This window comes from Shewanella jiangmenensis (assembly GCF_018596335.1).
Lineage (GTDB): Bacteria > Pseudomonadota > Gammaproteobacteria > Enterobacterales > Shewanellaceae > Shewanella > Shewanella jiangmenensis.
Window position 1 is genome coordinate 22941 of the sequence record NZ_JAHEPS010000001.1, and the last position, 25399, is coordinate 48339.

27 protein-coding genes and 1 riboswitch are annotated in these 25399 nt (G+C 55.3%); of the genes, 6 read left to right on the forward strand and 21 right to left on the reverse strand.

Going from position 1 to position 25399, the window contains the following annotated elements; genetic code table 11:
* Nucleotides 1-20 precede the first annotated feature (20 nt).
* Nucleotides 21-1532 (forward strand): OprO/OprP family phosphate-selective porin, encoded by a 1512-nt coding sequence (locus KJI95_RS00110; protein WP_214505150.1) that lies wholly within the window; start codon nucleotides 21-23, stop codon nucleotides 1530-1532.
* 138 nt (nucleotides 1533-1670) lie between these two features.
* On the opposite strand, the gene KJI95_RS00115 is transcribed toward KJI95_RS00110, so the two are convergent.
* On the reverse strand, nucleotides 1671-2294 hold the full coding sequence (locus tag KJI95_RS00115; RefSeq protein ID WP_214505151.1) for a 2OG-Fe(II) oxygenase: 624 nt from the start codon (nucleotides 2292-2294) through the stop codon (nucleotides 1671-1673).
* Nucleotides 2295-2504: 210 nt separating this feature from the next.
* On the reverse strand, nucleotides 2505-3014 hold the full coding sequence (locus tag KJI95_RS00120) for a GNAT family N-acetyltransferase (RefSeq protein WP_214505152.1): 510 nt from the start codon (nucleotides 3012-3014) through the stop codon (nucleotides 2505-2507).
* 73 nt (nucleotides 3015-3087) lie between these two features.
* On the opposite strand from KJI95_RS00120, the gene KJI95_RS00125 reads away from it, so the two are divergent.
* Nucleotides 3088-3699, forward strand: coding sequence for a chemotaxis protein (locus KJI95_RS00125; RefSeq protein ID WP_214505153.1), 612 nt, complete (start codon nucleotides 3088-3090; stop codon nucleotides 3697-3699).
* 15 nt (nucleotides 3700-3714) lie between these two features.
* The gene (locus tag KJI95_RS00130; protein ID WP_214505154.1) at nucleotides 3715-4449 is read left to right on the forward strand and encodes an oxygen-binding di-iron domain-containing protein; all 735 of its coding nucleotides are present in this window, start codon (nucleotides 3715-3717) and stop codon (nucleotides 4447-4449) included.
* A gap of 211 nt (nucleotides 4450-4660) precedes the next feature.
* On the opposite strand, the gene KJI95_RS00135 is transcribed toward KJI95_RS00130, so the two are convergent.
* From KJI95_RS00135 to hinT, 10 genes are all read right to left on the reverse strand, one after another.
* Complete coding sequence (locus KJI95_RS00135; RefSeq protein WP_214505155.1) at nucleotides 4661-5209, reverse strand: NAD(P)H nitroreductase; 549 nt, start codon at nucleotides 5207-5209, stop codon at nucleotides 4661-4663.
* A 157-nt stretch (nucleotides 5210-5366) separates the two neighbouring features.
* Nucleotides 5367-5957, reverse strand: a complete 591-nt coding sequence (locus KJI95_RS00140; RefSeq protein ID WP_214505156.1) for an HvfX family Cu-binding RiPP maturation protein — start codon at nucleotides 5955-5957, stop codon at nucleotides 5367-5369.
* 260 nt (nucleotides 5958-6217) lie between these two features.
* Nucleotides 6218-7096 carry a DUF6279 family lipoprotein gene (locus KJI95_RS00145; protein WP_214505157.1) on the reverse strand — a complete coding sequence of 293 codons (879 nt, stop codon included), beginning with the start codon at nucleotides 7094-7096 and terminating at the stop codon, nucleotides 6218-6220.
* A gap of 78 nt (nucleotides 7097-7174) precedes the next feature.
* The gene (locus KJI95_RS00150) at nucleotides 7175-8335 is read right to left on the reverse strand and encodes a phosphotransferase (RefSeq protein ID WP_214505158.1); all 1161 of its coding nucleotides are present in this window, start codon (nucleotides 8333-8335) and stop codon (nucleotides 7175-7177) included.
* Nucleotides 8332-8976 carry a nicotinamide riboside transporter PnuC gene (gene pnuC, locus KJI95_RS00155; protein WP_214505159.1) on the reverse strand — a complete coding sequence of 215 codons (645 nt, stop codon included), beginning with the start codon at nucleotides 8974-8976 and terminating at the stop codon, nucleotides 8332-8334. Before pnuC ends, KJI95_RS00150 begins: the two co-directional genes overlap by 4 nt.
* 3 nt (nucleotides 8977-8979) lie before the next feature.
* Entirely contained in the window at nucleotides 8980-9240 is a 261-nt protein-coding gene (locus KJI95_RS00160) for a YkoF family thiamine/hydroxymethylpyrimidine-binding protein (RefSeq protein WP_214505160.1), read from the reverse strand.
* 142 nt (nucleotides 9241-9382) lie between these two features.
* Entirely contained in the window at nucleotides 9383-11506 is a 2124-nt protein-coding gene (locus KJI95_RS00165; protein WP_250885575.1) for a TonB-dependent receptor, read from the reverse strand.
* Nucleotides 11507-11657: 151 nt separating this feature from the next.
* Nucleotides 11658-11763: riboswitch (TPP riboswitch) on the reverse strand.
* 311 nt (nucleotides 11764-12074) lie between these two features.
* Nucleotides 12075-12485 (reverse strand): YcfL family putative periplasmic lipoprotein, encoded by a 411-nt coding sequence (locus KJI95_RS00170; RefSeq protein WP_214505162.1) that lies wholly within the window; start codon nucleotides 12483-12485, stop codon nucleotides 12075-12077.
* Between the two features lie 193 nt (nucleotides 12486-12678).
* A complete protein-coding gene (locus tag KJI95_RS19665) occupies nucleotides 12679-13668 on the reverse strand; it encodes a PaaI family thioesterase (protein WP_214505163.1) in 990 nt (329 codons plus the stop codon).
* Nucleotides 13669-13685: 17 nt separating this feature from the next.
* Nucleotides 13686-14039, reverse strand: coding sequence for a purine nucleoside phosphoramidase (hinT, locus tag KJI95_RS00180; protein ID WP_214505164.1), 354 nt, complete (start codon nucleotides 14037-14039; stop codon nucleotides 13686-13688).
* 209 nt (nucleotides 14040-14248) lie between these two features.
* On the opposite strand from hinT, the gene KJI95_RS00185 reads away from it, so the two are divergent.
* The gene (locus KJI95_RS00185) at nucleotides 14249-16012 is read left to right on the forward strand and encodes a M61 family metallopeptidase (RefSeq protein ID WP_214505165.1); all 1764 of its coding nucleotides are present in this window, start codon (nucleotides 14249-14251) and stop codon (nucleotides 16010-16012) included.
* 110 nt (nucleotides 16013-16122) lie between these two features.
* Here the strand turns inward: KJI95_RS00185 and KJI95_RS00190 are convergent, their stop codons facing one another.
* From KJI95_RS00190 to KJI95_RS00215, 6 genes are all read right to left on the reverse strand, one after another.
* Nucleotides 16123-16974 (reverse strand): CsgG/HfaB family protein, encoded by an 852-nt coding sequence (locus tag KJI95_RS00190; protein ID WP_214505166.1) that lies wholly within the window; start codon nucleotides 16972-16974, stop codon nucleotides 16123-16125.
* Complete coding sequence (locus KJI95_RS00195) at nucleotides 16974-17360, reverse strand: curli assembly protein CsgF (RefSeq protein WP_214505167.1); 387 nt, start codon at nucleotides 17358-17360, stop codon at nucleotides 16974-16976. The genes KJI95_RS00190 and KJI95_RS00195 overlap by 1 nt, the downstream gene beginning before the upstream one ends.
* Before the next feature lie 14 nt (nucleotides 17361-17374).
* Nucleotides 17375-17839 (reverse strand): curli production assembly/transport protein CsgE, encoded by a 465-nt coding sequence (locus KJI95_RS00200; RefSeq protein WP_349356688.1) that lies wholly within the window; start codon nucleotides 17837-17839, stop codon nucleotides 17375-17377.
* Nucleotides 17836-18468, reverse strand: coding sequence for a LuxR C-terminal-related transcriptional regulator (locus tag KJI95_RS00205; RefSeq protein ID WP_214505168.1), 633 nt, complete (start codon nucleotides 18466-18468; stop codon nucleotides 17836-17838). Before KJI95_RS00205 ends, KJI95_RS00200 begins: the two co-directional genes overlap by 4 nt.
* Nucleotides 18469-18646: 178 nt before the next feature.
* Entirely contained in the window at nucleotides 18647-20380 is a 1734-nt protein-coding gene (locus tag KJI95_RS00210; RefSeq protein ID WP_214505169.1) for a beta strand repeat-containing protein, read from the reverse strand.
* A 25-nt stretch (nucleotides 20381-20405) separates the two neighbouring features.
* The gene (locus tag KJI95_RS00215) at nucleotides 20406-20906 is read right to left on the reverse strand and encodes a curlin (RefSeq protein ID WP_214505170.1); all 501 of its coding nucleotides are present in this window, start codon (nucleotides 20904-20906) and stop codon (nucleotides 20406-20408) included.
* A 229-nt stretch (nucleotides 20907-21135) separates the two neighbouring features.
* Between KJI95_RS00215 and KJI95_RS00220 the strand changes: the two genes are divergently transcribed.
* Nucleotides 21136-21879, forward strand: coding sequence for a cytochrome b/b6 domain-containing protein (locus tag KJI95_RS00220; protein WP_214505171.1), 744 nt, complete (start codon nucleotides 21136-21138; stop codon nucleotides 21877-21879).
* A gap of 191 nt (nucleotides 21880-22070) precedes the next feature.
* Here the strand turns inward: KJI95_RS00220 and cctA are convergent, their stop codons facing one another.
* A complete protein-coding gene (gene cctA, locus KJI95_RS00225; protein WP_214505172.1) occupies nucleotides 22071-22421 on the reverse strand; it encodes a tetraheme c-type cytochrome CctA in 351 nt (116 codons plus the stop codon).
* A gap of 350 nt (nucleotides 22422-22771) precedes the next feature.
* Nucleotides 22772-23635 carry a protease HtpX gene (htpX, locus tag KJI95_RS00230; protein WP_214505173.1) on the reverse strand — a complete coding sequence of 288 codons (864 nt, stop codon included), beginning with the start codon at nucleotides 23633-23635 and terminating at the stop codon, nucleotides 22772-22774.
* A 287-nt stretch (nucleotides 23636-23922) separates the two neighbouring features.
* On the opposite strand from htpX, the gene pepE reads away from it, so the two are divergent.
* Nucleotides 23923-24630, forward strand: coding sequence for a dipeptidase PepE (gene pepE / locus KJI95_RS00235; RefSeq protein WP_214505174.1), 708 nt, complete (start codon nucleotides 23923-23925; stop codon nucleotides 24628-24630).
* A gap of 87 nt (nucleotides 24631-24717) precedes the next feature.
* Here the strand turns inward: pepE and bioD are convergent, their stop codons facing one another.
* Nucleotides 24718-25398 carry a dethiobiotin synthase gene (gene bioD / locus KJI95_RS00240; protein ID WP_214506142.1) on the reverse strand — a complete coding sequence of 227 codons (681 nt, stop codon included), beginning with the start codon at nucleotides 25396-25398 and terminating at the stop codon, nucleotides 24718-24720.
* Nucleotide 25399 lies beyond the last annotated feature (1 nt).

The window sequence follows — 25399 nt, forward strand, 5'->3', positions numbered from 1 at the left end:
GCAAAAACAAGGAAAGTGATATGAAACCATCATTAGTCGCCCTCATGGTGAGCGCTGCGCTGGTGTTGCCCGGACAAGCTTTGGCCGAGCTTGGTGATGCCAGAGCCGAGCAGCTTGCCAAAGAACTTGCCGCCCTCAAGGCCATGAAAGCCGAGCTTGATGCCAAGAGCCGTGAATTCGAGCAGCGGATTGAAACCCTTGAAGCCGAAGTGTCCGAAGCCTCCCCCGAGGCTGCCACCCTGATTGCCGCCGATGCCGCTGCAAACAGCGCCGCCGCCAGCGCGGCACCGGCCCCTGTCAAACAAACCAAACCTGCCGCCAAGCCTGAGAAAGGCGAAAGCGGCGTATTTGAGCCGGGCAAAGGCTTTGTTATCGCCCGCGACAGCATGGGTGAGCTGGATATCAGCGCCTTTACCTATGTCCGCTACCTGAATCAGGATGGCTTTGACGATACCTACACCGACAGTTTTGGCCGCACCAGCACGCTGGATCTGCGTAACGACCTGCAGTTTCAGAAAATCACCCTTAACTTCAAGGGCTGGATTTTCGATCCGAAATTCCGTTACCTGATGTACGCCTGGACCTCCAACACCAGTCAGGGCGATCCGGCTCAGGTGGTGCTTGGCGGTAACCTTGGCTATCAGTTCGATCCGGCCTTTAATCTGTATGCCGGTATTGGTGCTCTGCCATCCACCCGCTCCACCAACTACACCTTCCCGACCTGGCTTAAGAACGACCACCGCACCATCGCGGATGAATTCTTCCGTGGCTCATACACCTCTGGTATTTGGGCCAACGGAAAACTCGCCGAGGGCGTGGAATACCGCGCCATGATAGGTAACAACTTAAGTCAGCTTGGGGTGAACGCCGCCCAGATGGATGGCGAGTTCAATACCCTCTCCGGCGCCCTGTGGTGGATGCCAACCACAGGCGAGTACGGCCCGGGTCAGGGGCTGGGTGACTACGAGCATCACGACGAATTTGCCACCCTGTTTGGTGTTCACTTTACCCGCAGCCGCGAAGATGCCCAGGGTCAGCCCGGCACAGAAGGCTTTGAAAACAGCCAGCTGCGCCTGTCGGACGGCACGCTCATTTTCCGCACCGACCCCTTCATGACCGGCGGCGATATCCGTAAAGCCACCTATCAGATGGCCGCCATCAACGGTGGCTTCAAGTACAAGGGCTGGTCACTGGAAGCCGAAGCCTATCAGCGCTGGCTGGATGATTTTGTCACCACAGGGCCAATTCCGGTGAACTCGGTTGAGGACTCAGGCTTCCAAATCCAGGGCAGCGCCATGGTTATTCCAAACCGTCTGCAGGCCTATGCCGGTTACTCGCAGATTTTTGGCGACTATGGCGATCCGTACGATGTGAGTCTCGGGGTGAACTACTATCCGCTGGACAGACGCGAACTGCGTCTGAACATGCAGGCTCTGTATCTGAACGACTCGCCGGTGGGTTACTCAAGCGTACCTTTCCAGGTGGGCGCCAACGGCTGGGCCTTCACTACTGACGTAGTGCTGGCGTTTTAAGGCTGAGCAATTGCCAAAGCGCAATGAAGCAAGCAAAAAGGGATGCCAGTGGCATCCCTTTCTTTTTGAGCGGTATTTTACTCAGCGGCTTGAAACGTCATAAGTTACTAAACGCCATGAGCTGCGGAAAGGATCGCATTAAAAGCCATGGCGACTGCCAGCGACCCGAAACCAGCCGGCGATGCTCGCCCTGTCAACCTCAGTCGGCAGCACTTCATGGGGAAAACGCTCCGACAGGAAAATCACCAACCGGCCCATCAGCGGCGCTATGTCTTCAAGCGGCGTGCCGTCTTCCTCATAGAGTTTCAAAAGGCCGCCGTGCTCGCTCTGCCAGTCGGGATTCATAAAAAACACCGTGGTCAGAATCCGGTTTTGACTTCCCTTCAGCGCATCGACGTGCTTTTTGTAGAAGGCACCCGGGCGATACAGCGCATAATGGCTTTCATAGTCAAAAAGCCCCATATACAGGCGCCGGTTAAGGCCATCCTTCAGCGACTCCATCAGGGTCAAATACCTTGAATCGGTTTGGCATTCGTGGCTTAACCAACGAATGCTGTCGCCGCGAATGTCGGCATTACGGTGCTGCTCATGGCCCCGGCCGATACTCGCCGGGCGCAAATGGGCGCCGTCATCGTTAAAAACCTTATCCCGAAGCGCGCTGACCAGCTGCGGGTCGATAATGCCATCAAGGCACACATAACCGCGCGCCACCAGGGCGTCGGCCACCTCATCCAGTACAGACTCACTGAACTCACAAACCATGATTGCAAGACTCGAATAAAAGCCACGCTGTCGCTGTACTCAGGGTCCCGGGCAGGATAAGGGACTCATTTTTCGAGGTAGGGCGTCAATACGGCCGGCGATATTGAAAGGCGCAAACCACAGGTTTGAACGCCATTTCGCAGGCCCCGGAAAACGCGCAAATTTTAGTGCAGGAACGCATCCGCGACAATAAAAATAACTTTTTATTTTTCAGCTAGATACCATCTCATACAACATTAGCGGCTTTGCATCTTCCCCAAAGACAAAATGGCGGCTGTAGCCAAGCCCCAATTTTTCAAGCAGCCGTCTTGATGGCAGGTTGGTTTCCGACACGATGGCAATCACTTTCTCTATGCCAAGGGCGTGGCGTTTCTCAAGGCAGGCAGTCGCCGCCTCAATGCCATAGCCCTTGCCATCACAGCCCGGCATCAGGGCATAGCCAATGTCCACTGCGGGCAGCTCCGGGCGGCGAATAAGGCCGCACACCCCGATAAAGCGGTCATCCGCACGGGTGGCAAGGCGCCACAAACCAAAACCCTGGGCCAGGTAACTGGCCAGCGGACCGTCGGTTAAATATTGGCGGGCATCATCCAGGGTACGCACGCCCTTATCGCCTATGTTCTGAATAAAGTTGTCGCTGCCAAGCAGCGCCAGTACATCGGCGGCATCGTCCAGGCAAAGCTCACGCACAGTTAAGCGGGCCGTTTGAAAAGGTTCCATGTTAAATCACCGACTACACAGCAAAATTGTAAGCCCTGACTATACTTTAGCTGTCTTATGGAGGGAATTCGTGATGAAGACTATTTCGCAGGGAGGCAGGCCCTATTATGTTACCGCTGCCATGGTCGCGGCTGAACTTAACCATACCCTCGCCTGCTGTAAAGAGATTAACCTCACCGCCAGTAACGCCCAGGCGGCCTCAAGCCGCATCGGCAGCGCCGCCCTTGGCTTTAAGGCCCTGACCCACTACATAGATGAGCTTGCCGGTTACACCAAGCGCGCCGCCAACGAAATCAACCAGCTTGCCAAAGATGCAAGCAAACTCGCCACCGAAACCGCCCGCACCGCCACCGCACTACATTACTTTCATGCCGCCCGCGACAAGGCCGCCAACGCTGCCTATGCCTACAGCATGGAAGGCGCGATTTACAACACCGAAGAAAACTACGCGCGGCTTGAAAGCGACTTTAATCAGGTGCTCAGCAAGATGCAGGTGCAACTGCTCGATTTAAAACAAAACCTTCGCAGTGCCAACGCACTGGCGTCCATCTGCCGGGTTGAAGCCTGCCGGGTAGACGGCCGCTTTCAGGCCATTTTTGTCGACGTGGCCAACAAGGTTGATACCGTCGCGGCGCAAATACGTGGCCGCGTCGATACCGCCATTCGCCTGTTTGATTCCCATTGACGTTAAGGACTGACCATGAAAACCCAACTCCTGGTGGAAACCCCAACCCACAAGTGGATGTACTTTGGCCGCGATCCGGAAAAAAACCAAAAGATTATTGATACCAACCAGTATCTTATTCAAAGCGGCAATCAATCACTGTTGATGGATCCGGGCGGCATTGAGCTTTTTGCCCCCATGCTGGCAAGCTTGGTGCGCCAACTGCCGCTGGAGCATCTCACCTACCTCTTTGCCTCCCACCAGGACCCGGACATCATCTCCTCCCTCGGCCTTTGGGATCAAACGCTGCCCAAGGCCAAACTCTATGCGCCCTGGCTGTGGGAAGGCTTTATCCGCCATTTCGGGATGAACAACATCAGCTACGAGCCGCTGCCGGACAAGGGCGGAAAACTGATGGTGGGCGAAGTGGAAATTCAGTTTGTCCCAGCCCATTACCTGCACGCCTCCGGAAATTTCCATGTGTACGATCCGGTCGCCAAGGTATTGATGTCAGGGGATGTGGGCGCAGCGCTTGAGCCCGCCGAGGCCGATATTTTTGTCGATGATTTTTCATCCCATATCGGCAAAATGGAATACTTCCACCGCCGCTGGATGCCATCAAACCGCGCCAAAGCCAACTGGGTGTCGCGTATGCGCGATCTGGATATTCAGTACATGTGCCCGCAGCACGGCCGCATCTTCCGCGGTCCGCAGGTACGACAATTCCTCGACTGGTTTGATAGTCTGGATGTGGGTATCGCCATCGAATAAAAATAGTGGTGGTATGGGATTAGCGGCGCGGAATGTCCGTAAAAACCATGTCAATCAAAGCCATACCTGAGCATAGACTGTATATAAGAAAGGCCCCAATAAGGGGCCTTCATATTTTGATGCGTTATTGCCTCAAAGGTTGGCGACAGGCATTTTGCAACAAGCTTTGCATTAAAGCAGGTCGTTAACCCATCGCGCGGCAACCTTGCCGTTACAGATAACGGGCAAACTGACGGCCGTCTTTGGCAGGCTTGATGGGCGCATTTACCGCAGGCGTACCAAGATACAAAAAGCCCACTATCTGATCGGTATCCTTAAGCTTAAGCAGACGATGCACTTCGCGATCGAAGGCAAAATCGCCGGTACGCCAAATACCGCCAAGCCCGAGGGCAAACGCAGCCTGCTGCATTGCCATCACGGCGCAGCCGGCAGCAATTTGCTGCTCAAGCACCGGCACCTTGGGGTGAGCCTGGGTGCGCGCCACCACGGTAATCACCATGGGCGCCCTTTTCGGCATGGCAGCAGCTTTACTGATAAGGCCTTCGTCGGCGCCGGCGGCTTTAGCGGCGGCAACAAAAATCTCACCGAGGCGCTCAAGCCCTTCCCCTTCGGCAATAATAAATTCCCAGGGGTCGAGTGCGCCGTGATCAGGCACCCTGACGGCGGCATTCAAAATGGTTTGCAGCTTTTCAGCATCCGGCGCTGGCGCCTCCAGACGTGGACAGGACTGGCGGGTAGTCAATAAGGTTAACGCGTCCAACGGTTTATCCTCTTAAACGGAAATCTGCGCCAGCATAACAAATCCCGCCTTCATTGAAAGTAAAAATCCCGCCCTTTACTCAGGATGAAGCAGCGGGATCGCACGGCCACGCCGCTTCAGCGCTTTGCGGCGTGCTGTTTTTCAGTCAGCTGTGCTCCTAAGACGCTGACTGACGTTTTTCGATAAACCAGTCAAGACTGGTGAAGCGGCCGCCACCGAGCGCCAGCAGCGCCAGCAACATCACAAAATAGGTGGCGGCAAACTCGATACCGTTATTCAAAATCACAAAGTTGCCACTGCCGGTTAGATAGTCGTAATTGCCGTATTCTTTGAGCAAGTCTTTGGCGCGGGACAGCCGCTCTGCCGACTCCAGCACCTGCGCATTGGCAAGCCAGCTGGACGGATCGGCAATCGCAAGCCAGCCGTTTTTCCAATGCACGCTGAATGCCGCCACCAACATGGTAACGAGCAGCGGAATGGAGATAAAACGGGTAAAAAGCCCCAAAAGCAGCAAAATGGCACCAAAAAACTCGGTGCCGGCGGCAAGGGCAGTCATGAGTTCTGGAAAGGGCAAACCAAGCCCCCAATCGGAATTACCAAACCAGGCGGCGGTATCGTCAAAGTGACTCAGTTTGTTGTAACCGGCCTGCATCATCACAGGCGCGAGATAGAGCCTCAGAGCCAGCGGCGCCAGCACTTCGCCAGCAACACGGCATTTATCGGAAAGTGTATTGATTAGTGTAAGCATCGGGTCCTCTTTGCGCTTTTGGATGCGTTTGCATTGAAGACCCGTCTCAGGGCAGTTTTGTTGCAGACAGGCGTTACCGGCAAACCCTGTCAATAAGCATAATCGAAGCATCGGGCATTACACCTTTTGCGGCATAAGCCATCAACTCAGCCACTTGCTTCCCTGCTTTTTACCGCCTTGCTATTTACGGCCCAGCTTTTTAGCGCCCTGCTTTTACGGCCCTGCTTTTACCGCCCAGCTTTGCGCTTGCACGCTGGCTATTAATTGCTGGCGCTTTGCGTACTTTCCAGTGCCAGCTCGCGCAAATCGTCTGCGAGACTATCGTACTCGCGCCAGAGTTTGCTGCGCTGCTTGTCAGACAGATCGCGATAGATATCCATCACCAGTTTGCCGAAGTTTTCGCTGTTTTGACGTATTGCCGCCTGATGCGCTTCAGAGCGCAGGGTTTGCGGCGCTGTCATCAGCACCCGCATCCGCTCGCTGAAAACGGCCGTGTCGGCGCGCTGGCGCAGTGCCTGCTCAAATTGCCTGAGCCACTCGTGGCGATATTCAAGCCACATGTCGAGCGTCGCAAGGCGGCTTTCGTTTGAGCTGTTTATCATGGCTTTTTGTTTGTCGGTCAGTTTGCCAAGCCACTTTTCGGCACGTTTTTGTTGGCGTTTATTGGACTCTTTCAAAAGCTCCGCCTGGCTTTTACCAAGGTACTCCTTGCTGTCTTCGACTTCGTCTTCTTTCAATTGGGCGATAAGCGCATCGACCTGCTTATCCGACAGCGACTGGATAATTGGCAAAATACCATCAAAAACATGCTCAAACAGGCGATACCAATGGGCCTGAGCGTAATCCATATGATCAGCCCACAGCTTCGGCGTCAGGGTGTCTGACTGCATCTGAGCCTTGAGGTTATCAAGCTGCGCCACATAACGCGGCAACTCCTCTTTTTGATGCCAGACAATAAACTCATCCAGCACCTTATCAAAGGCCTGCTGCTGCGACTTATCAAGCTCGACATAATCATCAAGCTCCCAGGCAATAGCCCAGTCCAGAAAGCGGTAACTCATCTTGGTCGAGCAGCCAACAAGACCAAGCAGCACGAGTGCAATCAAAAGATACTTAACGGGTAACAGCGACAATTTCATGGCAATCCTTGGCATGCTTTGGCAAAAGAAACATCTGACATGGCTAAACTAGCAGGCCGAACAAAGGAAAAACATCCGTCACGAGCGCGCTAATTGTAAGTACCTGTAAAACCATACAAGGTACTGATTATCACCGCTCTCCCCCGCCATCAGCAGCGCCCACACGGCGCCAAAGTACCAATGCAGCCGCACCGCATCGCCAATAAGATGAACGTGACCCAGATTGAGGCTGGCATGGCCGTTAAGATAGGCAAGCGCAAGCACCATCCTTTCATCCATGCTCAGTTGATGAGAAGCAAGCACCGCCGCCAGATCCCAAAGCGGATGGGAGGCGCAGGCGTATTCAAAGTCGATACAAAAAAGCCGCCCCTGATGGCGCAAAATATTATGGGGCGTTAAATCGCGGTGGCTGAATTGCAGCGGCAGGTCCATGGCTTCAAGCGCTGCGATAGCCCGCTGAATATCGTCATCCGATTGCAGCAGCGCCTGATGGGCGGCCACAAGCTCTGGATCCGCTTGCCATGTTGTTACCATCGCCAAGGACAGCGCCGATGCATAATCCTGCCACTGGGCAGCAAATCCTTTCACATTCGCAGGCAGAGGTAAGGATGCGAGGCCCGTCAGCAGCTCAAGCAGCAGCGCGGTATTTGTCGTATTCGCATTGGCAGTTGTCGCTGTGGAACTCGCATCGGCGCTCGTTGAATAGGACGACTGCAGCTTCTGAATATCATTAAGGCTTAAATCTGAAAAGCTAAACGCCGATGCCGGCAGCTCAACATAACGCTGTTGCCAATCGCCCTGCTCGAGCAGCGGCGAGAGATAACAGCGGCCACAGACGCTTTGGGCAACAAGCGGCGGCGCGAGCGCCTTGTCGGCGGCAAGCCGCCAGTTGGCGCCCTCAAAGGCGCGCTGACAAAAACGGCTGCTGGCATCGCGATTTATCCGAAGCACCCAGGCATCATCTTCGATGCGGATAATAAGATTATCGTTGCTGAGCCCCAACGTCAGGGGCTCAAAGCGGGCGTTAATCAGCATCTCGCCAAAGTGAGAGTGCAAAAATGCTGTTACCTCCGGCGCCTGCAGCCGTGTGCGCAGCGGCTTTGGCAGCGCATCCATTAACACGCCTGGCTGCGCTCCTGGCTCCACTTCAAGCTCCACTTGAGGCAGCGGCTCAGACACGCGCTCCGGCTGTACGCCGGGGGCAGAATCGAGTCCCAGTACGGGCTTGGCCAGCTTCATGGCAGCGCCAGCACCGGCTGACGCGGCTCGGCAAGATTGGCGCGCCAGACAAAGTAGCCAGCCACCGCAAGCCCCACATACAGCACAAACAGCAGCGAGGTCATCATCAATCCCTTACTGAGGTAGAGATAAATCGACACCAAATCAATCACTATCCAGTAAAGCCAGTTTTCCAGCACCTTTTTGGCCACCAAAAAGGTGGTCATGACAGCAAAACAGGTGGTGGCCGCATCCAGATACGGAAACGATGCCGCGGTGTAGTTTGCCATGACAAACCCGGTCGCAAGGGAGGCAGCGCCTGTCACCCCAATCAGCAGGGCGTGACGCTTAAGGCCCCAGCTTTGCACCGCCAGCGTGCCTGCATCACCGCCACGCCACAGCCAATAGCCATAAACCGCCATCGCCATGTAGTAAACGTTCAGCACCGACTCCATCAGTAGCGCGACTTTGTAAAACAGCACGGTATAAATGGCGGTGCTGACAAAGGCCGCCACCCAGCACCAGCGGCTGCCTTTCATTGCCAGCAGCAAATACGCCAGCGCCAGCAGCACAGCAACGCCTTCCCAGGCCGACAACGCCTGCATTTCACCAAAGGCACTGTGAAACGCGCTGCCAAGCCAGGGCCAGAATTCGGCTTGCATCTGTTACTCCGTATGGCTCAAATCAAGCTCACTGCCGATAAACTTGCACACAAACACCGCCTTGCCGAACTTTTCGTGGGCGGCCTGCATTTCGGTGGCAAGCATCGACATAACCGCCTGATAATCGCCCTGCACCTGGGTCGCCATGGCGTTGGTGCGCCGGATGATGCCGGGGTAGTTATCAAGCCTATGAATAAACCAGTGAATGGGCTCGACATAGTCTTCTTTGAGCGGATACATGCTGATTTCAGCGGTCAGTTTCATCAGTTAAGTCCCCCTGGTCGCGCGCCTGTCGGGCACGAGAGTGATGTTTCGGGTTGATGTCAAAAATGGGGCTGCGCCAATCGCTAAACACACGCTAAACACACGCGAAACACACAAAGATAAGTGCAGCCCGGACAGTCAATTACAGGCGAATATCCAGCGTCACGCCAACCATGCGCGGGTCGCCAAAGCGGATATACTGCTTGTCAGCCCAGCCGTTGTCCGGCTCGTTGCCAAAGTAGAAACCGCGCACGCCGTAGCGTTCATCCAGCAGATTGCGGCCCCACAGGTACACAGACCAACTGTCGGCTTCGTAACCGGCGCGGGCATTGAGCACTGAGTAATCATCTGACACCGAGTCGTTGGAGTCGGAGTAGTAAAACTCGCTCTTGCCGTTGGCATTGACGTTGGCAAAGAAACCCGCGTCCATCCGCCAGGTTGCGCCAAGGGCCCAGGTCCAGTTAGGCGCATGGGCAAGCTCGCGGCCTGATAGGTCAACCAGGGCGCCGTACTTGTCCTGATAGCTGTAATCACCGTATTCGGCCACCAGATACCCGAGGCTGCCGTAAAAATGCAGGTTGTCAGTGGCGTACCAGTTGGCGTCAAGCTCGGCACCGTAATTGGTTGAGCTGCCGGCATTTTCAGTAAAGAGGATAAAGCGCTGTGGCTTGAGCGGATCCTGCTGCGAGGCTGATACCTGCTGATCTTTGCGGTCCATAAAGAACAGCGCCACATTGGTGTCGAAATTGCCATCAAGGAACGCCGACTTCAGACCAACCTCGTAGTTATACAGGGTTTCGGCGCTGAACTCTTTTTTGTCGGCAAATTCTGTGGGCAGAGACATGTTAAAGCCACCGGCCTTGTAACCGCGGGCAATGCGGCCGTACAGGTTGTGGTTGTCACTGAGCTGCTTGCCAAGGGCAATGTGGCCGCCCCACATGTTTTCGCTCGGGTCGAAGTTATCGCCGGCATCGTCGCGATAATCCGATTCACGCCGCTCAAGGCGCAGGCCCACCGACAGATTCAGCGCATTGCCAAGGTCGCTGTCGAGCTGGCCAAACAGCGCCAGATTGCGGGCGCTGTACTCAGAGCGCAGCTTTTCATCGCTCCAGCCGTTGTAAAACGACTGCAGATTGTTGTCTTCATCGAGCTGCATGCCATAGAGGCCCACCAGCCAGTCGGTGCTGCCGGCGAAAATCCGGCCATCGTCGTTGCTGGCAAGGCGGAATTCCTGGGAGACAGTGGCGCGATCGCCGCGCTTATCCCAGGTGTAGTCGTATTCGCACGGCTCGGCGCCAATCACGTTCCAGTCATCGTCGTAGCTTTCACACACGCGGCTTGCCCAGTAATCGGGGTTGGCCCAGTCGCCATCGTAACCGTGGTGGTGCGCCGTGCCGCCAAAGCTGGTGAGCGAGGTCAGCTCGGCATATTTAAAGCCGTCGTGGGCGATTTTAAGGCCAACACCTGTGGTGCGCTGGGCATCGATGCCGGGCATGTCGGTCAGGGTGTCAAAGCCGTTGTTGTCCAGCGTCCAGGCATCGTAGCCGTTGTCAAAATCGGCGTGCATCAGGGTGAAATCCACCTGGGTGTTATCGCCTGCATACCAGCGCAGCTTGCTTCTGAAACTCAGCTCATCGCGCTCGTTGGTATCGCTGCGGCCAAGGAAGGCGTTATCACGAAAGCCGTCCTGACCGTGATGCTCCACCGCCACCCGGTACAAAAGCTCGCCCGAGTCCACCATGGGGCCGGAGCTGAAACCGGCGAAGGTGCGCAGGTTGTCTGAGCCAAGGCTCAGCTGGCCACCATGTTCGAACTGCTCGGTAGGGTCGTTACTTTTCAGATAAATCAGGCCGGCGAGTGCGTTGGCGCCGTAGCGGGTACCCTGGGGACCTCGCAGCACTTCAACCTGCTGCAAATCGTACATGGACGACACCATGCCAAGGCCTGAAAGGTCAATATCATCAATAATGTAGCCAACAGATGAGTTGGGCGCACCTTTGTAATCTTCCTGCTCGCCCACGCCGCGAATCTGGAAATAACGGGGGCGCGAGGTGCCGCCGGACCAGTTGAAGTTGGCCACTGTGCCCAGAATGTCTTCAAAGTGCTGCGCGCCTTCATCTTCAATTTTCTGAGCGTCAATCACGGTCACGCTGGAGGGGATTTTTTCTACCGCAAGCCCACGAAAATCGGCGGTGACCAACATGACTTCCATCGGCTCTTCAGTGCTTTCAGGCTCGCTGGCATAGGCTGGAGCGAGCGCAGCCATAGCGGCAGTGATGGCAACAGTCAGCGGCGCCAGACCAAAACGGGCGGGCTCGAAACGGGCCAGAAGATGAGTATTACGAGTGCGGGATTGTGTAGACATCGGGACCTCAACAGTACTGTATGAGATCCGGCAAGCTCGGAGCGGTGAGACGTTCTCGGTTTCAGCCCATTCCTACGCCGGTATCAGCCGGATCAGGTTCTAAGGGTTTGTCGTAAGACATCTCAGTCAGCAATAGGCAGACACCCCTTGGCGAGCGCGATTATACGCCCAAACCGGTGGCAAACGATACTTTTGTTGCAATCTGTTTGAACAATTTGCCGCCAATCCCGAAACGCAAACAAGTTACAGCACCCGGCACAGCGCCCGCACGGTGGGCAGCGGGCGACGCGCGGCGCCAAAATACTCATAGAGAAACCCGCTTTGAAAGCCTGCACAGCTAATCTGCCACGGAGCAACAAAAAACGCCCCGGTTGGGGCGTTTTGCGGCGCTTTCGCTTAAGTAACTTTCTCCTAAGGAGCTTTTTCTTGAGCAGCTTTCTCTTTAGCAGCTAAGTCAGGCGCCTGGTCCTCAATTGGAAAAGGCTTTACGTACATACACTTCAAAGCTGCTGGCATTGGGGTTTGGCGCCACAGATGACACCTGTTGCTGCTGCTTGCCGTGCAGTTTAAGTGACTGCCAGCTCTGGCCTTCGCTGTCGATGGCAAGGCCATTGGCATCATACCAGCTGAAGCGGTATTGCAGGCGCAGATCGGTGGCACTTTTACTCTGGATAAGTGCATGGGCTTTAAGCATATCGCCACTGACGGCAAGCTTAAGGTCGCTGACGCTCACATCGCGGCCAAAGTTACTGTTGTCGACCCGGGTCTCGCCGCTTGATGAGGCCGAAATACCGGCGGTGTGATTGGCGCAGCCCACAGTGCCAAGCGCCAGCGTGGCCGCCATGGCGACAAGTAGCAACCCCTTAATCCGTGTACTCATGCTATCTCCTTGAACTTGGTTAACTTAACTTTTATGCTGGCCCAAAAGCCCGGCGCTTTACTTGATCCTTGGCGTGGCGCTATGTCTTAGGCTGACGCTTTGTCTTAAGGTGACACAGCTAAACTGAACCCGGCCTTAACGCCCCTGGCTGGCTTTTGAATCCTACTGCCAGCGCTTAAAAGCCGCCAGCGGCTTAATCAATCAGGAAGTGCGCCCGCGCCGTGGCTATCAGTTGCTTGCGGTTGGTCTGCCAGCAGTTGATATTCACGTTGGCAACGCGCCGGCCCTGACGGGTTATCACGCACTCGGCATAGGTATCCTTGTGCAAACCGGCGCGCAGGTAGTCGATGGAAAAATCCACCACCTTGGGTACCCGCGATGTTTGCATAAATACCATCAGCTGCACAATCGCCGACATTTCCATAAATCCGGCAATCACCCCACCGTGAATGGCAGGCAACACCGGATTGCCGATGTTGGCATCCCGCGCAGGCAAGCGGCACACCAGTTCATCACCAAAACGCTCGACCTGCATCCCGATAAAGCGTGCATAGGGCACCTGCTCAAGCAGATGACCAAAGTCGTTAAGCTCGGTCACCCGCCGGACGATTTCTTTGACGTCCATGGGCGCGGCCGGGCTTGTGGCATCGGGGCAGTGAGAAAGCTCAGTCACCTCAGGGCCAAGGATGATGCCATCCTGATTGAGCGCGTTTCTGAACTGCTCCCCCACCATGTCGGGACTGATGCGCATAAAAGAGCCCACCGCATGGGCGATCGGCTCATCTATGCTGTCCTGATAGGCAATGGCGCGGGTAAAGGCGATGTTGCTCGACAGGCGGTAACACTCGGCAAAGGCATACACCGGCTTGCCGGGCTCAGCCGGACGCATATAGTCCACCCGCAAATCCAGGGTCGGCGAAATCTCCAGGGTAGCAAACTTTTCCTGAATGGCGCACACCACGGCGGTGCCGCTGGCGGTATCGATAAGGGTGGTGATCACCCCGCCATGAATGACCCCGGTGTCAGGATAACCAATCAGCGCCGGACTGTAGGGCAGCTCAATCAGCACATGGTGTTCACTGCCTTCAAGCACATTTAGGCCAAGGCGGCGGCACTGGGCGAGTTGGCTGACAAAGCGGCGCGCGAGGGCGGTCAGCGGGAAAAAGTCGGTATTCACCTTCATCTGATTGCCCGCCGGTGTCAGCACTGGCACAGCATGGGGCCAAGGGGCTCGCCGCCAACCAGGTGCATGTGGATATGGTAAACTTCCTGCCCGCCGTGGCGGTTACAGTTCATGATAAGGCGATAGCCGTCTTTGGCGATGCCGGCTTCTTCTGCCAGTTTCGCCGCCACGGTAAAAAGGCGACCCAAGGCCTGCTCATCTGAGGCTTTGACATCGTTGGCGGTCGGGATCAGGTGATTGGGGATAATCAGAATATGGGTCGGCGCCTTGGGGGCTATATCGCGAAAAGCGGTTACCAGCTCATCCTGATACAGGATCTCGGCGGGGATTTCGCGGCGGATGATCTTGCTGAAAATGGTTTCTTCGGCCATGGTGGACTCCGTACTCTGACTGGGCGACCGTCATTGGTCGGCCACAAATAAATGACTGGCTTTATGCCTGAAATTCAATGGGCTTATGATAGCAAGCCCGGCGCCAATTGGGTAAGGGAAATCCCCGCCTTGCGGCGCAGAAAAATGCCCCTTTGCCAATAAGCAGGAATTTTGGCAGCATGCCTGCATGTCCTAGATTGGAAATGATTATGATCCGTTTCAGTATTGCGCCAACCGACCCAAAGGTGCACCTTTTCAGCGTGACTCTTGAGATTGACTCCCCCGCACCGCGCCAGCAATTATCCCTGCCCGCCTGGCTGCCAGGCTCCTATATGATCAGGGATTTTGCGCGCAATATCATTTCGTTATCAGCAGCGCAGCAGGGCCAGCCCCTGGCGGTGACTCAGCTTGATAAACAGCGCTGGCAGCTTGAAAACCAAAGCCCAGCGCCCATCAGGGTGAGCTATCAGGTGTATGCCTTTGATTTATCGGTCCGCAGCGCACACCTTGATATGACCCACGGTTTTTTCAATGGCTCCAGCGTGTTTCTCGCGGTAGAAGGCCAAACCGACTCGGTTCAGCACGTGACGATTTTGCCGCCCGCCGAGCCTTCCCTCAGCGCCTGGCGCCTTGCCACCACCCTGCCCCGAAACGGCGCCGGGCAATGGCAATTTGGCCAATATCAGGCCGAAAATTACGATGCGCTTATCGACCATCCGGTGGAGATGGGCGAATTTACCCTGGCAAGTTTCGATGCCTGCGGTACACCGCATCATGTGGTGCTGACCGGACGCCATCGCTGCCATATGCAAAGGCTGTGCGACGACCTCAAAGCCATCTGCGAAACCCAAATCCGCTTTTTTGGCGGCAAAGCGCCCTTCGATGAATACCTGTTTATGACCATGGTGCTCGACAATGGCTTTGGCGGGCTTGAACATCGCAGCTCCACCGCACTGGTGTGCTCCCGTAAAGACCTGCCGCTTGGCATAGATAGCAAGGTCAGCAAAGACTACCGCACCTATTTATCCCTTTGCAGCCACGAGTATTTTCATAACTGGAACGTGAAGCGCATCAAGCCGGACTGCTTTACGCCCTATGCGCTCGAGAGTGAAACCTACACCCGTCAGCTGTGGGCCTATGAGGGCCTGACATCCTATTACGACGACCTGTTGACCCTGCGCGCCGGGCGGGTGGATGTAGCCTCTTACCTCGATATGCTGAGCGAAACCATGACCAGGGTGTATCGCGGCAAAGGGCGCTTCAAGCAAAGCCTTCGGGATTCAAGCTTTAACGCCTGGACCAAGTTCTACAAACAGGATGAAAACGCCCAAAACGCCATCGTGAGTTACTACACCAAGGGTGCGCTGTTTGGCCTGTATCTGGACTTGAGCATACGGGCCGAAACCGACGGCAAGGCAAGCCTCGATACCCTGATGCAGCTGCTGTGGCGCCGCTTCGGTGAAACCGGCATAGGCACCAGCGAGCAGTGCCATCAACAGCTTACCGCTGAAATTCTTGGCCGCGACGTGAGTGACCTGTTTGCCTTCCTTGACAGCACAGACGACCTGCCGCTGGAGCCGCTGCTCGCCCGCTTTGGGGTGAATATGCTTCACCGTGCGCCGTCCGGTCAAAGCGACACAGGCGGCGGCAATCCATCGCCGCTGGCAACCTCGCTTGGCGCCAAGTACAAAGCCGAGGCCATTGGCGTACGCATTCAAACTGTGGCCGAAGGCGGCAGCGCGCACCAAGCCGGATTGTCGGCTGGGGACTTACTGATTGCCGTTGACGGGCTGCAGGCGAGCGCAAGCCTTGAAAGCCAGCTTGAAAGCTATGGCGTCGGCGCCAAGCTTGAGCTGCATTTCTTCAGACGCGATGAGCTGATGCAAAGCACTATGCTGCTGCAGGCCGCGCCGGCCGATACCCTGTCGCTGCTGCTTATCGATGAGACCGCCGCCAGGGCCTGGCTCGGCTGATGGCTGATGGCTGATAGCCGTTTAAGCCATCAACCCGCAGTAATTCACTGCGGCGGAAAAAAGAAAAGGCGCCCAAGGCGCCTTTTTTGCTGCTAAGTGCCCTACTGCGCTCAGCTTTTATCTTCTTTCGCCGGATACACGGCCGCCTCGGGGAAGGCTTCCAGCCAGTATTTTTGCAGCACCGGATTGTTTACATCATCCTTGGGATTGGCAAGCGCCCAGGAGCCCTTCCAGATCCCATCGGCAATCAGATGCACCACAGCGCTTTCGATGGCAGCCGCCACACACAGGCTGACCGGCTCGTTGGTGGTGATCCCGGCTTCGGCTTCAAGCAGTTTTTGCGCCTCAATAAACTTGAACACGCCTGCGGTAATTTCCTGCGATAACACCGACTTGGTGGTGGTAACACTGGAGAGTAAGCGGCCGGTGCGAATATCCACTGCGCGCAGATTCACAGTGACACTGTCGACCCGGTACTGCCCCGATGCACCAATGCCCAGATAACGGGCGCCGGCGCCGCCGGTTTTGATGTTGGTGTCGTAGGCCACTATGCCGCCTTCCATCAGAATTTGGGCGCTGGACAGCTGCGGCAGTTTGCTGCCATCACCACCCAACGCGGCGCGGACAATTTTGCGCTCGGTCAGCAAATTCTGCAGGCCCTCACGTTCGACCGGAATAAACCAGCGCGAATCGTTTAGAGCCTTTGCCAGAAAAGCCGTGCCACTTTGGGGCACTGCCGTAGAGAAGTTACTTGCCGGAATGGGTTTGTACTGGCCGGTTTGATCGCGAAAATCATACACGGCGGCGAACATCGGGCCAGCGGGGGTTGGCAATCCCTGCAAATCGTAATAGGAGCTGCCACGGGGCATCAGGCTGCTTGCCTGGCCGGTGGGCGCTTCATCGAGGGAGGTGGCGCAGCCGCCAAGCAGCAACAGGCCGATTAATGCGCTGAGCCGTAACATCAGTCATCTCCTCCAAGGCCGCCGACTTCAATCACAGTGGTTTCGCCGGATGCCTTGTCGGTGATATGCACCAACAGCACGCCGTCTTCGTTAACCACCTGAATATTAAAGTCCTTGGTGCTGAGATAACCTTCGCCGCCGTTGGCTGCGTCGTTAAAAAGCTGGCTCATCAGCCGCGCTTCGAGGGAGCCTGCCAGTCGGTCAAGCGCCGATGGCGGCGTATAGCCTGAGCTTGATTTGTGTTCATTCTGGGCGGAGGCATTGCCCAGAAGGTAGGAGCCGTTGAGGGCGTTACCCCCAAAGGCAGGATTTACCGGGGTGTACACCAGTTGTGTCGCCCCCGCCGAACCACAGCAAAGCAGTCCGGCTATCAGCCAAATTTTCATGATACATTCCCTGTCTAAAACTCATCGGCGGCCAAATCCGGTTCCGCCATCACCTGCCACGCGGATTGCTGCTTTTGCTGCCTGAGCAGCTCATCAACCCGTTTGGCGGCGGCCTCTGCCTGTGCATCAATCTGCCTGCTGACCGGTGACACCACGGTCGAAAACACAGGTTTACGGTTGTGCAGCACCAGTATTTTACTGCCGCTGCGGGCCGTTGCCTGCTCGACCACCGTCAGGCCTGCATGCTCGCCAGTGCCTCCTATATCACGCCACGCGCTGACAAACTCACGGTAAAAACGATGACCCATGCGGGTCATGGCGCGATTAAGGATAAGTCCATCTATCAGATCCGATTCAGTGCGGGGTTTTGCATCGCTGGTAGCCTGCCCTTCGGCGACAACAGAGGGCAGGATAATGCCCTCATCCGACGCCAGAGCACCGCCGCACAGCAGCAGCGCCCACAGCAGATGCCGTTTCACACATGAACCTCGTGCAGGTGTGTCTGTGCCCAGGCAATGGCCTGACCACGGCTGGAAACACCTATCTTACGAAATGCACGGTAAAGGTGGGTCTTGATGGTGCTTTCACTGACAAACAAGCGGTTGGCGATATCGAGGTTGGTGCTGCCTGACAACAGGGCCTGCAACACTTCACGCTCACGAATGGTCAGCTTGTCGCTGTCTTCTTCGTATTCATCGCCGTTGGCATTGCGCAGCAGCTGCGCGGGGATTTGATTACGCCCTTTAAGAATTTCACCAAGGCCCTCTCCCACGTCGGCAAGGCTGGCGTCGAAAAAGAATACACCGGCGGTGACGGAGGGGTTGATAAGGAACTTGGCATCAGTTTGGCGAGGAAAGTGGATGAAGACGACCTTGATGGATGAATATTCCCTTTCAACATGCTTTTGCAGCTGATATGCCTTTTGCAAATCAACCGACGCCAAATCTATCACCACCAGAGAAACCTGACTCAAATGCAGTTTATTGCTCATTTCCTCAGGGGCAGCTTTGGTGAGTTTCACCAAAAACTCCTGTGGCCAACGGCAATCCAGCAAATCACCCAATAAATGCGAACGAGATACTACCATCCAATGAATAATCTTGAACATAACGCTCAACCTCCGTGTTAAATCTGGGTAAATTCGTGTTGTTCCACCATAATCCGCAAGCAGAACAAGGACAACTTACACCAAACAAACGACAGTATCTACCCCTTTCCAAGCTATTTACCGTCAATTATTCTGCCAAACCCAAAAGGGTGCCGAAGCACCCTTTTTTGGTTACATATCAATTAGACGAAGGTGTGCCCTGGTTCACAATCGCCATGTTGTTTGAGCCCAAACTGGTAACAGTCGCGCTGTTATGACTGTCATATTGGGTAACTGTCACAACGTTGTTTGAGCCGCCGCGCACGTACACATCAGCAAGATGATGGTCGCCAACCTGCTTCACGTCCAGGTCGTTGTTCTGACCAAGCCAGGACTCAACGGCCGCGACGTTAAACTCACCGGTCTGCACGATATCAACAGAAGAGCTGTCGTGTGAAGCATCGGCATAGGCTTGGTTATCATCACCGGTCTGAGCGATTTTCAGCGAGTTATTGGCGCCGTAAGTGCCGGCACCAATGTCAGAGCCGTAGTAGTTGCTGGCGTAAGGGCTGTTGGCGACACGGTTACGGTCACCTTCCTGATCGATGGTGATGGTGCTGTTGCCACCAAGCTGGGTTGCCGCGCCGGCGTAGTTGTCGGTACCGCTTTGATTGATACTGATAGTGTTGTCGTGGCTGTTTGCACCCTGACGCACTACGGTGCTGTTGGTGGTGCCAACCTGAGCCACGGTAGCGCGGTCATTCTGACCTTGCTGAGAGACATTGGCATCATTGCCACCGGTGCCGGTGCCGGCTGACTGGTCAACACTGGCATAGTTACCACTGCCGCCCTGGTTCACATCGGCGTTGTTGCCGGCAGCCCCTTGATTGACCATGGCTTCGTTACCGGTGCCATTTTGCAGCACTTTAGCGGTGTTGCTGCTGCCATCCTGGGTCACTGTGGCCATGTGGCTGTTGCCGTTTTGCTCAACATCGGCGTTGTTGGCATCGCCGCCCTGGCTAACGGTAGCCTGGTTGCTGTCACCGGTCTGACGAACGCCGGCGGTGGCACCTGTGCCAGACTGAGTGACATCAGCGCGGTTGAAATCGCCGGTCTGCTCGGTCGCGGCATTGTTGCCTTCACCTTCCTGCAGCACAGTGACAATGTTGTCATCACCGGTTTGTACCGCTGACGCATTGTTATGCTTTGCCTTTTGAGTGATGGCACCGTTGTTGCCATTGCCGACCTGAGTCAGGGTGGCAACAGAATCGTCACTGCCGGGGGTATTGCCAAAGTTGTCAGTATCCTGAGTGATACGGCCAAGGTTGCCGCTGCCCTCTTGGGTCAGAGTCGCGCTAACGGAATCAGAGTAAATCTGAGAGATCTTGGCATCGTTACCACCACCAATAGACTGGTTTATGGTGGCATCGGCAAAATCAGAAGCATAATTGTCGATTTCAGCCAGGTCGCCGCTGCCATTCTGATTGATGGTCGAATTGGCATTGTCGGCGTTGTTCTGGGTCACTGTGGCGGTGTTGCTGTTGCCATCCTGATTAATGGCCGCCGCAGCAGACTGCTGGTTGAAGAACTTTTGGGTGATGGTTGCGGTGTTGGAGTCACCACGGGTATCGATGGTCGCAGTGGAGGTGGACGTGGCATCACGTTGGACAATGGTACCCTTGTTGTTGTTACCAACCTGGGTAGTCTTTGCCTGAGTGTTGCTGGTACGGGCCTGGGTGGTGCTCGCTTCGTTTCCATTACCGGTTTGGGTAATTTCGGCATTATTGTCGTTGCTGAATGCCACCTGAGTTACCAGCGCATTGTTGGTAGAGCCAGTTTGCTGGACGTCAGCGTTGTTACCTGAGCTTGCGGCCATGGCAGAGCCAGCGAACAGGGTTGCGGCAACAATCAGCGCGATTTTTGACTTTTTCATCGGTATTTCCTTTCCTTGGGTTGAGTTAGCGACCCTGAGTCACAACTGTGTGTTGTCCCTGACCCCACTGAGTCACACTTACTGCGTTATCAGATCCGAACTGCTGGATCCAAATTTGGTTGTCGTTGCCCAGTTGCTGGATAACGGCAAGGTTGTTCTGGCCGTATTGCCCGATATCGAGCTGATGACCAAAGCCCTGTTGATTGGCGGCGATTTTGTTAAAGCTGCCGGATTGCAGCAAACTGGCCTCGAGATATTGCCCCTGTTGCAGCAGGCTGATGTCATTGCCCTGCCCCAGCTGCTGAATATTGGCCTCACTGCCAAGGCCATCCTGCAAGAGCCTGAGCTGATTTGCCTGACCCAGCTGACTGGCATTGGCCGACAGAAAATCCCCCTGCTGCACCACAGTTGCCTGATTGGCGCCCTGCGCCAGTTCATCCCAGTCGCTGAGATCCTGCCCGGCAAACGCTAAAGGCGAGAGCAGCGCCCATCCGAGGGCAATTCGCATTAATCCGTTGTTCATCATGTTTGACACCGTCAATCTGTTGACGCTCATTATGCAAACACTTTTATCGCATAGCGTCCCCAGTCGGTATTAATAGACGCCCCCCTGATAGCGCTAATTTACTGATGCCTCCCCCCCTAAAGGATTAAGAAATGCGCCTGAAAACCAGCGCGATAAACGGAAATTCACTTAGCAGGAATGAAAAAGGCGCCTAATATAGGCTGAACATCCATCGATTGGGGGAATCGAAATGACATCTGAAATCAAAACACTAACGGAATATCAGGTCTGGCCGCTGCCGGTGAGGCTGTTTCATTGGCTGAATCTGCTTTTGGTATTGGTGCTCAGTTTTCTTGGGCTGGTGATGCTGTTTAAACCAGAGCTTGGGATCAGCGGCAACGAGGCCAAGATAGGGCTCAAGACCGCCCACGTGGTCGTCGGCTATCTGTTTATTGCCAATCTGGCGCTGCGACTCGTTTATGGTCTGTTTGCCAAAAACCACGGCAGCCTTGGCTCCATGCTGCCCGGACCATCGACCCTGACGGCGCTTAAAGACTATAAAGCGCGGATTGCAAGGGGCGAGTCACCCCAATATCTGGGTCACAATCCCAAGGGTAAACTCGCCATTGGCGCCATGCTGGTGTTGATGCTGCTGATTGCCTTAACCGGGCTTTACCGCGCCGGTACCGATATCTACTACCCGCCCTTTGGCAGCAGTATTCAGGCGGCAATTGTCAAAGACGGCGCCGATGCTGCAGCCATCAAGCCCTATGATGACACCTATGTCGACAGCGAAAAGCTGGACAGCATCAAACCGCTCAAGTCGCTCGCAGGCGAAATCCACGTTTATGCGGTGTATTTACTGTGGCTGATTATTGCAGCTCACATCGCCGCGGTGATTTACGCCGAGAACCGCCGCCAGCCCGGGCTGATTTCGGCCATGTTCTCCGGCAGAAAATGGCTTGGCAGTGCACCGGCAGACAGCGATAAATAAGTGGCAGCGCCTCTGGCTTATCTTGCGTCAGAGGCGATTTTTCGGCGGCAATAGCCGTTTATATAGCGGTTGCGACAGCTGTTGATGCATCGATTGACAGAGCAATTGAACGAGCGGTGACGACACCAATCACAAAATCGCGAAGATAAAAAAACGCCGGCAATTGCCGGCGTTTTTCATTGGATAGTCAGTTATTTCTTCAGCGCTGATTCTGCAGTGCGGCCATCGTCGTGGCAGCTTTCACAGGTAGGCTTCTGGCCGACATTGTTGTCGTGCGGTGCGTGACAGTCGGCGCACACCAGATTGCCATCGTGTGGCTTGTGCACAGCGTCCATCTCAGCCAGGGTGCCGTGACAGCTCTGGCACTGCTCAAATTCATAGGCGCCGTCAGCTGATGGGGTTTCGCCCTGGTGGCAAGAGTCACAGCCACCGTTTTCAACGTGGAATTCAGCCAGGGTCTGATCGCCGGCAAAGGCAGTCGGAGCCATGGCAAGGGCTGCAAACGCAGCACCGAAAATTGCACTCAAAAGAGTCTTGGTCACAATGGTATCCTCCAAATGAGACTGCCGTGGGAGTTCTTGTTGCGGTGACTCCCATCAAGCCGTCTGAGTCTTATCACGACATGCTTCAGTTAAATCGATTTGGCCACTGTGGCCCATTCAACCTGTGCCCAGTTTAACAACACGGGCCGGGACAAAATGTGCGCTGAATCATGTAACCGACTGCCCGAAATGGACTTTTACACAATTTCAATACGCCAACCCGAATAATTAACATAACCGAAAAAGCTGTTTCGTCAAATGAAACAAAGCACTGAAACTGAAGCGCTGAACGTAAAAAAGAGGCCCGAAGGCCTCTTTTCCATTGTGTTGATTGTCAGCTAAAGCGCAGATTACTGAGCACGCAGAGCCGCGATACGCTTTTCGAGCGGCGGGTGGCTCATCAACAGCTCAGTGATGGAACGCTTGCCGCTGATCCCGAAGGCCGCCATTTGCGCGGGCATAGCACCGGTTTCAGGGCCGTTACGCAGACGCTCAAGGGCGGCAACCATCTTGGCACGGCCGGCGAGCTTGGCACCGCCTTCGTCGGCGCGGTATTCACGGATGCGGGAGAAGTACGCCACAATCACAGAGGCGAGGATCCCGAACAGGATCTCAAGCACAATCACCACCGCCATGTAGGCCAGCGTGCCAAGGCCTTCGCCTTCTTCATCGTTGCTGGAAACAAAGTTGCTGATAATACCGGCAACCACGCGGGCAGCAAAAATCACAAAGGTGTTCACCACGCCCTGAATAAGGGTCAGGGTCACCATGTCACCGTTGGCAACGTGGCTGACTTCGTGGGCAAGCACGCCTTCCACTTCATCCTGGGTCATGCCGTAGAGCAAGCCGGTGCTCACCGCTACCAACGAGTTGTTTTTGCTCGGGCCGGTGGCAAAGGCGTTCATTTCAGGCGAGTTATAAATCGCCACTTCCGGCATTTTGATACCGGCCTGCTGCGCCTGGCGGGCCACAGTATCAATCAGCCATTTTTCAGTGGCATCCCGTGGGGTAGTGATAACTTCACAGCCCATGGACTTTTTCGCCATCCACTTGGAAATGGCGAGTGAGAAGAAGGCGCCACCGAAACCGAAAATGGCGGCGAATACCAGCAGGCCACCCATGGTCTTGGTATTGACACCCAACAGGGACATCACTATCGACGCAACCACCAGCACGGCCATGTTGGTCAACAGGAAAAGAAATACACGTTTCATTTCAGCTCCTTCAGCGGGCACGACGCCCATACATTCGCTTCTAAGACAAAATATGTCCTGAATTTGATTTTTCAAGGGGACAGCTGCAAATAAAGCGCCCCCTGCTTTTATCCTTATCTGCGGAGTCTATGTGGCTTATATTAAGCGAATCTTAATAAATTCCACCCATTAGGTGACAGCATACGCTTTAGCAGCAGCGGTGTTTCTTGGCGGCGAACTTTGTTAACATGGCCCCATAAAGCGATACCTTTATCACGATAATAACGAGCCTTAATCAGGATTTTTTCATGACCATCAAAGCACTGCTGCTGAGCGCCTCCCGCGTGGGCGACACGCCCTACCTCGAACACACCCTGCCCTTTATCAAGCCGCTGACCGAAACCGCCCGCAACTGGGTATTTATCCCCTATGCCGGCATCAGCCTCGGCTACGATGCCTACCTTGAAAAGGTGCGTGAGGGGTTGAAAGCACTCAATATCCATATCAGTGGTATCCATGAACATGCCGATCCGCGTCAGGCCGTACGCGACGCCGATGGCATTATGGTTGGCGGCGGCAACACCTTTCATTTGCTGCATGAGCTGTATCGTTACGATCTGCTGTTTACCATTCGCGAGCAGGTTGAAGCCGGTAAGCCCTACGTGGGCTGGTCAGCAGGCTCCAACATTGCCGGATTGTCCATCCGCACCACCAACGACATGCCGATTATCGAGCCGCCCTCTTTCACCGCGCTTGGACTGGTGCCGTTTCAGTTAAACCCGCACTACACCGACTATCAGGCGCCGGGCCACAACGGCGAAACCCGCGCCCAGCGCCTGCTGGAGTTCACCCTGGTTGACCCGCTGACACCCATTGTCGGTATCCAGGAAGGCACCGCCCTTTACCGTGAAGGCAGCAGCCTGACGCTGCAGGGTGATAAAGAAGGCTACTTCTTTAAAGGCAGTGTGCAAAAAGAGCCCATTGCCGCCGGCGCCGACTTAAGCCACCTGCTGTAATTAGCGCCACCCACGAAAAAGGTCGCCCCGGCGACCTTTTTCTTTTCTTCTTTTTCGTTTTACTTTGGGGCTGCCGGCATAATTAAGCTAAGCGCCAAGCAGACTCAGGTCCAAAAAGGCGGCGGCTTCCTTGGGCGCTTTACTTGGCAGATACGGCACTGCCCCTAAAAACGGCGCACTCATCAGCTCTTTCAAGGTTTCCAGATTGTCCTGATAATGGGCCATATTCGGGTCGACCCGATTGGCAACCCAGCCTGCGAGCCGTATGCCATCGGCCTGAATAGCCTCCTGGGTCAGCAGCGCATGATTCAGGCAGCCAAGTTTCATCCCCACCACCAAAATCACCGGTAAATCCAGTGCTTTGACAAGCTCTGGCATAAAGCGGCCATCGCCAAGCGGCAAACGCCAGCCGCCGGCACCTTCAATCAGGCAAAAATCACTGCGCGCTATGCTGGTCCAATCGAGTTTGGCCATAATCGCTTCGGGGCTGATATCCACCCCGGCCTCACGGGCGGCGATGTGCGGCGCAATCGCCGGCTCAAAGGCAATCGGATTGATTCGCTGATAATCGAGCTCGCGGCTGGCGTGGGCCATCAGGATCTCGGCGTCGCCATTGCGAAGCCCGTCAGGCGTCATATGGCAGCCCGAGGCCACGGGTTTAACCCCCAGGGTTGAGCGGCATCCCGGCAGGCTGCGCGCCGCCACCAGCATGGCAGCCGACACCAGGGTTTTACCGCAGTCGGTATCGGTTCCGGTCACAAAATGGATC

Coding starts and splice junctions, on each gene's coding strand:
- KJI95_RS00110 (WP_214505150.1), top strand. CDS start 21: ATGAAACCATCATTAGTCGCCCTCATGGTGAGCGCTGCGCTGGTGTTG.
- htpX (WP_214505173.1), bottom strand. CDS start 23,635: ATGAAACGTGTATTTCTTTTCCTGTTGACCAACATGGCCGTGCTGGTG.
- KJI95_RS00160 (WP_214505160.1), bottom strand. CDS start 9,240: ATGAAACTGACCGCTGAAATCAGCATGTATCCGCTCAAAGAAGACTAT.
- pnuC (WP_214505159.1), bottom strand. CDS start 8,976: ATGCAAGCCGAATTCTGGCCCTGGCTTGGCAGCGCGTTTCACAGTGCC.
- KJI95_RS00195 (WP_214505167.1), bottom strand. CDS start 17,360: ATGAAAATTTGGCTGATAGCCGGACTGCTTTGCTGTGGTTCGGCGGGG.
- KJI95_RS00115 (WP_214505151.1), bottom strand. CDS start 2,294: ATGGTTTGTGAGTTCAGTGAGTCTGTACTGGATGAGGTGGCCGACGCC.
- KJI95_RS00165 (WP_250885575.1), bottom strand. CDS start 11,506: ATGGCTGCGCTCGCTCCAGCCTATGCCAGCGAGCCTGAAAGCACTGAA.
- KJI95_RS00140 (WP_214505156.1), bottom strand. CDS start 5,957: ATGCTTACACTAATCAATACACTTTCCGATAAATGCCGTGTTGCTGGC.
- KJI95_RS00120 (WP_214505152.1), bottom strand. CDS start 3,014: ATGGAACCTTTTCAAACGGCCCGCTTAACTGTGCGTGAGCTTTGCCTG.
- KJI95_RS00185 (WP_214505165.1), top strand. CDS start 14,249: ATGATCCGTTTCAGTATTGCGCCAACCGACCCAAAGGTGCACCTTTTC.
- KJI95_RS00210 (WP_214505169.1), bottom strand. CDS start 20,380: ATGAAAAAGTCAAAAATCGCGCTGATTGTTGCCGCAACCCTGTTCGCT.
- hinT (WP_214505164.1), bottom strand. CDS start 14,039: ATGGCCGAAGAAACCATTTTCAGCAAGATCATCCGCCGCGAAATCCCC.
- pepE (WP_214505174.1), top strand. CDS start 23,923: ATGACCATCAAAGCACTGCTGCTGAGCGCCTCCCGCGTGGGCGACACG.
- KJI95_RS00125 (WP_214505153.1), top strand. CDS start 3,088: ATGAAGACTATTTCGCAGGGAGGCAGGCCCTATTATGTTACCGCTGCC.
- KJI95_RS19665 (WP_214505163.1), bottom strand. CDS start 13,668: ATGAAGGTGAATACCGACTTTTTCCCGCTGACCGCCCTCGCGCGCCGC.
- KJI95_RS00215 (WP_214505170.1), bottom strand. CDS start 20,906: ATGATGAACAACGGATTAATGCGAATTGCCCTCGGATGGGCGCTGCTC.
- KJI95_RS00170 (WP_214505162.1), bottom strand. CDS start 12,485: ATGAGTACACGGATTAAGGGGTTGCTACTTGTCGCCATGGCGGCCACG.
- KJI95_RS00145 (WP_214505157.1), bottom strand. CDS start 7,096: ATGAAATTGTCGCTGTTACCCGTTAAGTATCTTTTGATTGCACTCGTG.
- KJI95_RS00190 (WP_214505166.1), bottom strand. CDS start 16,974: ATGTTACGGCTCAGCGCATTAATCGGCCTGTTGCTGCTTGGCGGCTGC.
- KJI95_RS00130 (WP_214505154.1), top strand. CDS start 3,715: ATGAAAACCCAACTCCTGGTGGAAACCCCAACCCACAAGTGGATGTAC.
- KJI95_RS00220 (WP_214505171.1), top strand. CDS start 21,136: ATGACATCTGAAATCAAAACACTAACGGAATATCAGGTCTGGCCGCTG.
- KJI95_RS00150 (WP_214505158.1), bottom strand. CDS start 8,335: ATGAAGCTGGCCAAGCCCGTACTGGGACTCGATTCTGCCCCCGGCGTA.
- KJI95_RS00205 (WP_214505168.1), bottom strand. CDS start 18,468: ATGTTCAAGATTATTCATTGGATGGTAGTATCTCGTTCGCATTTATTG.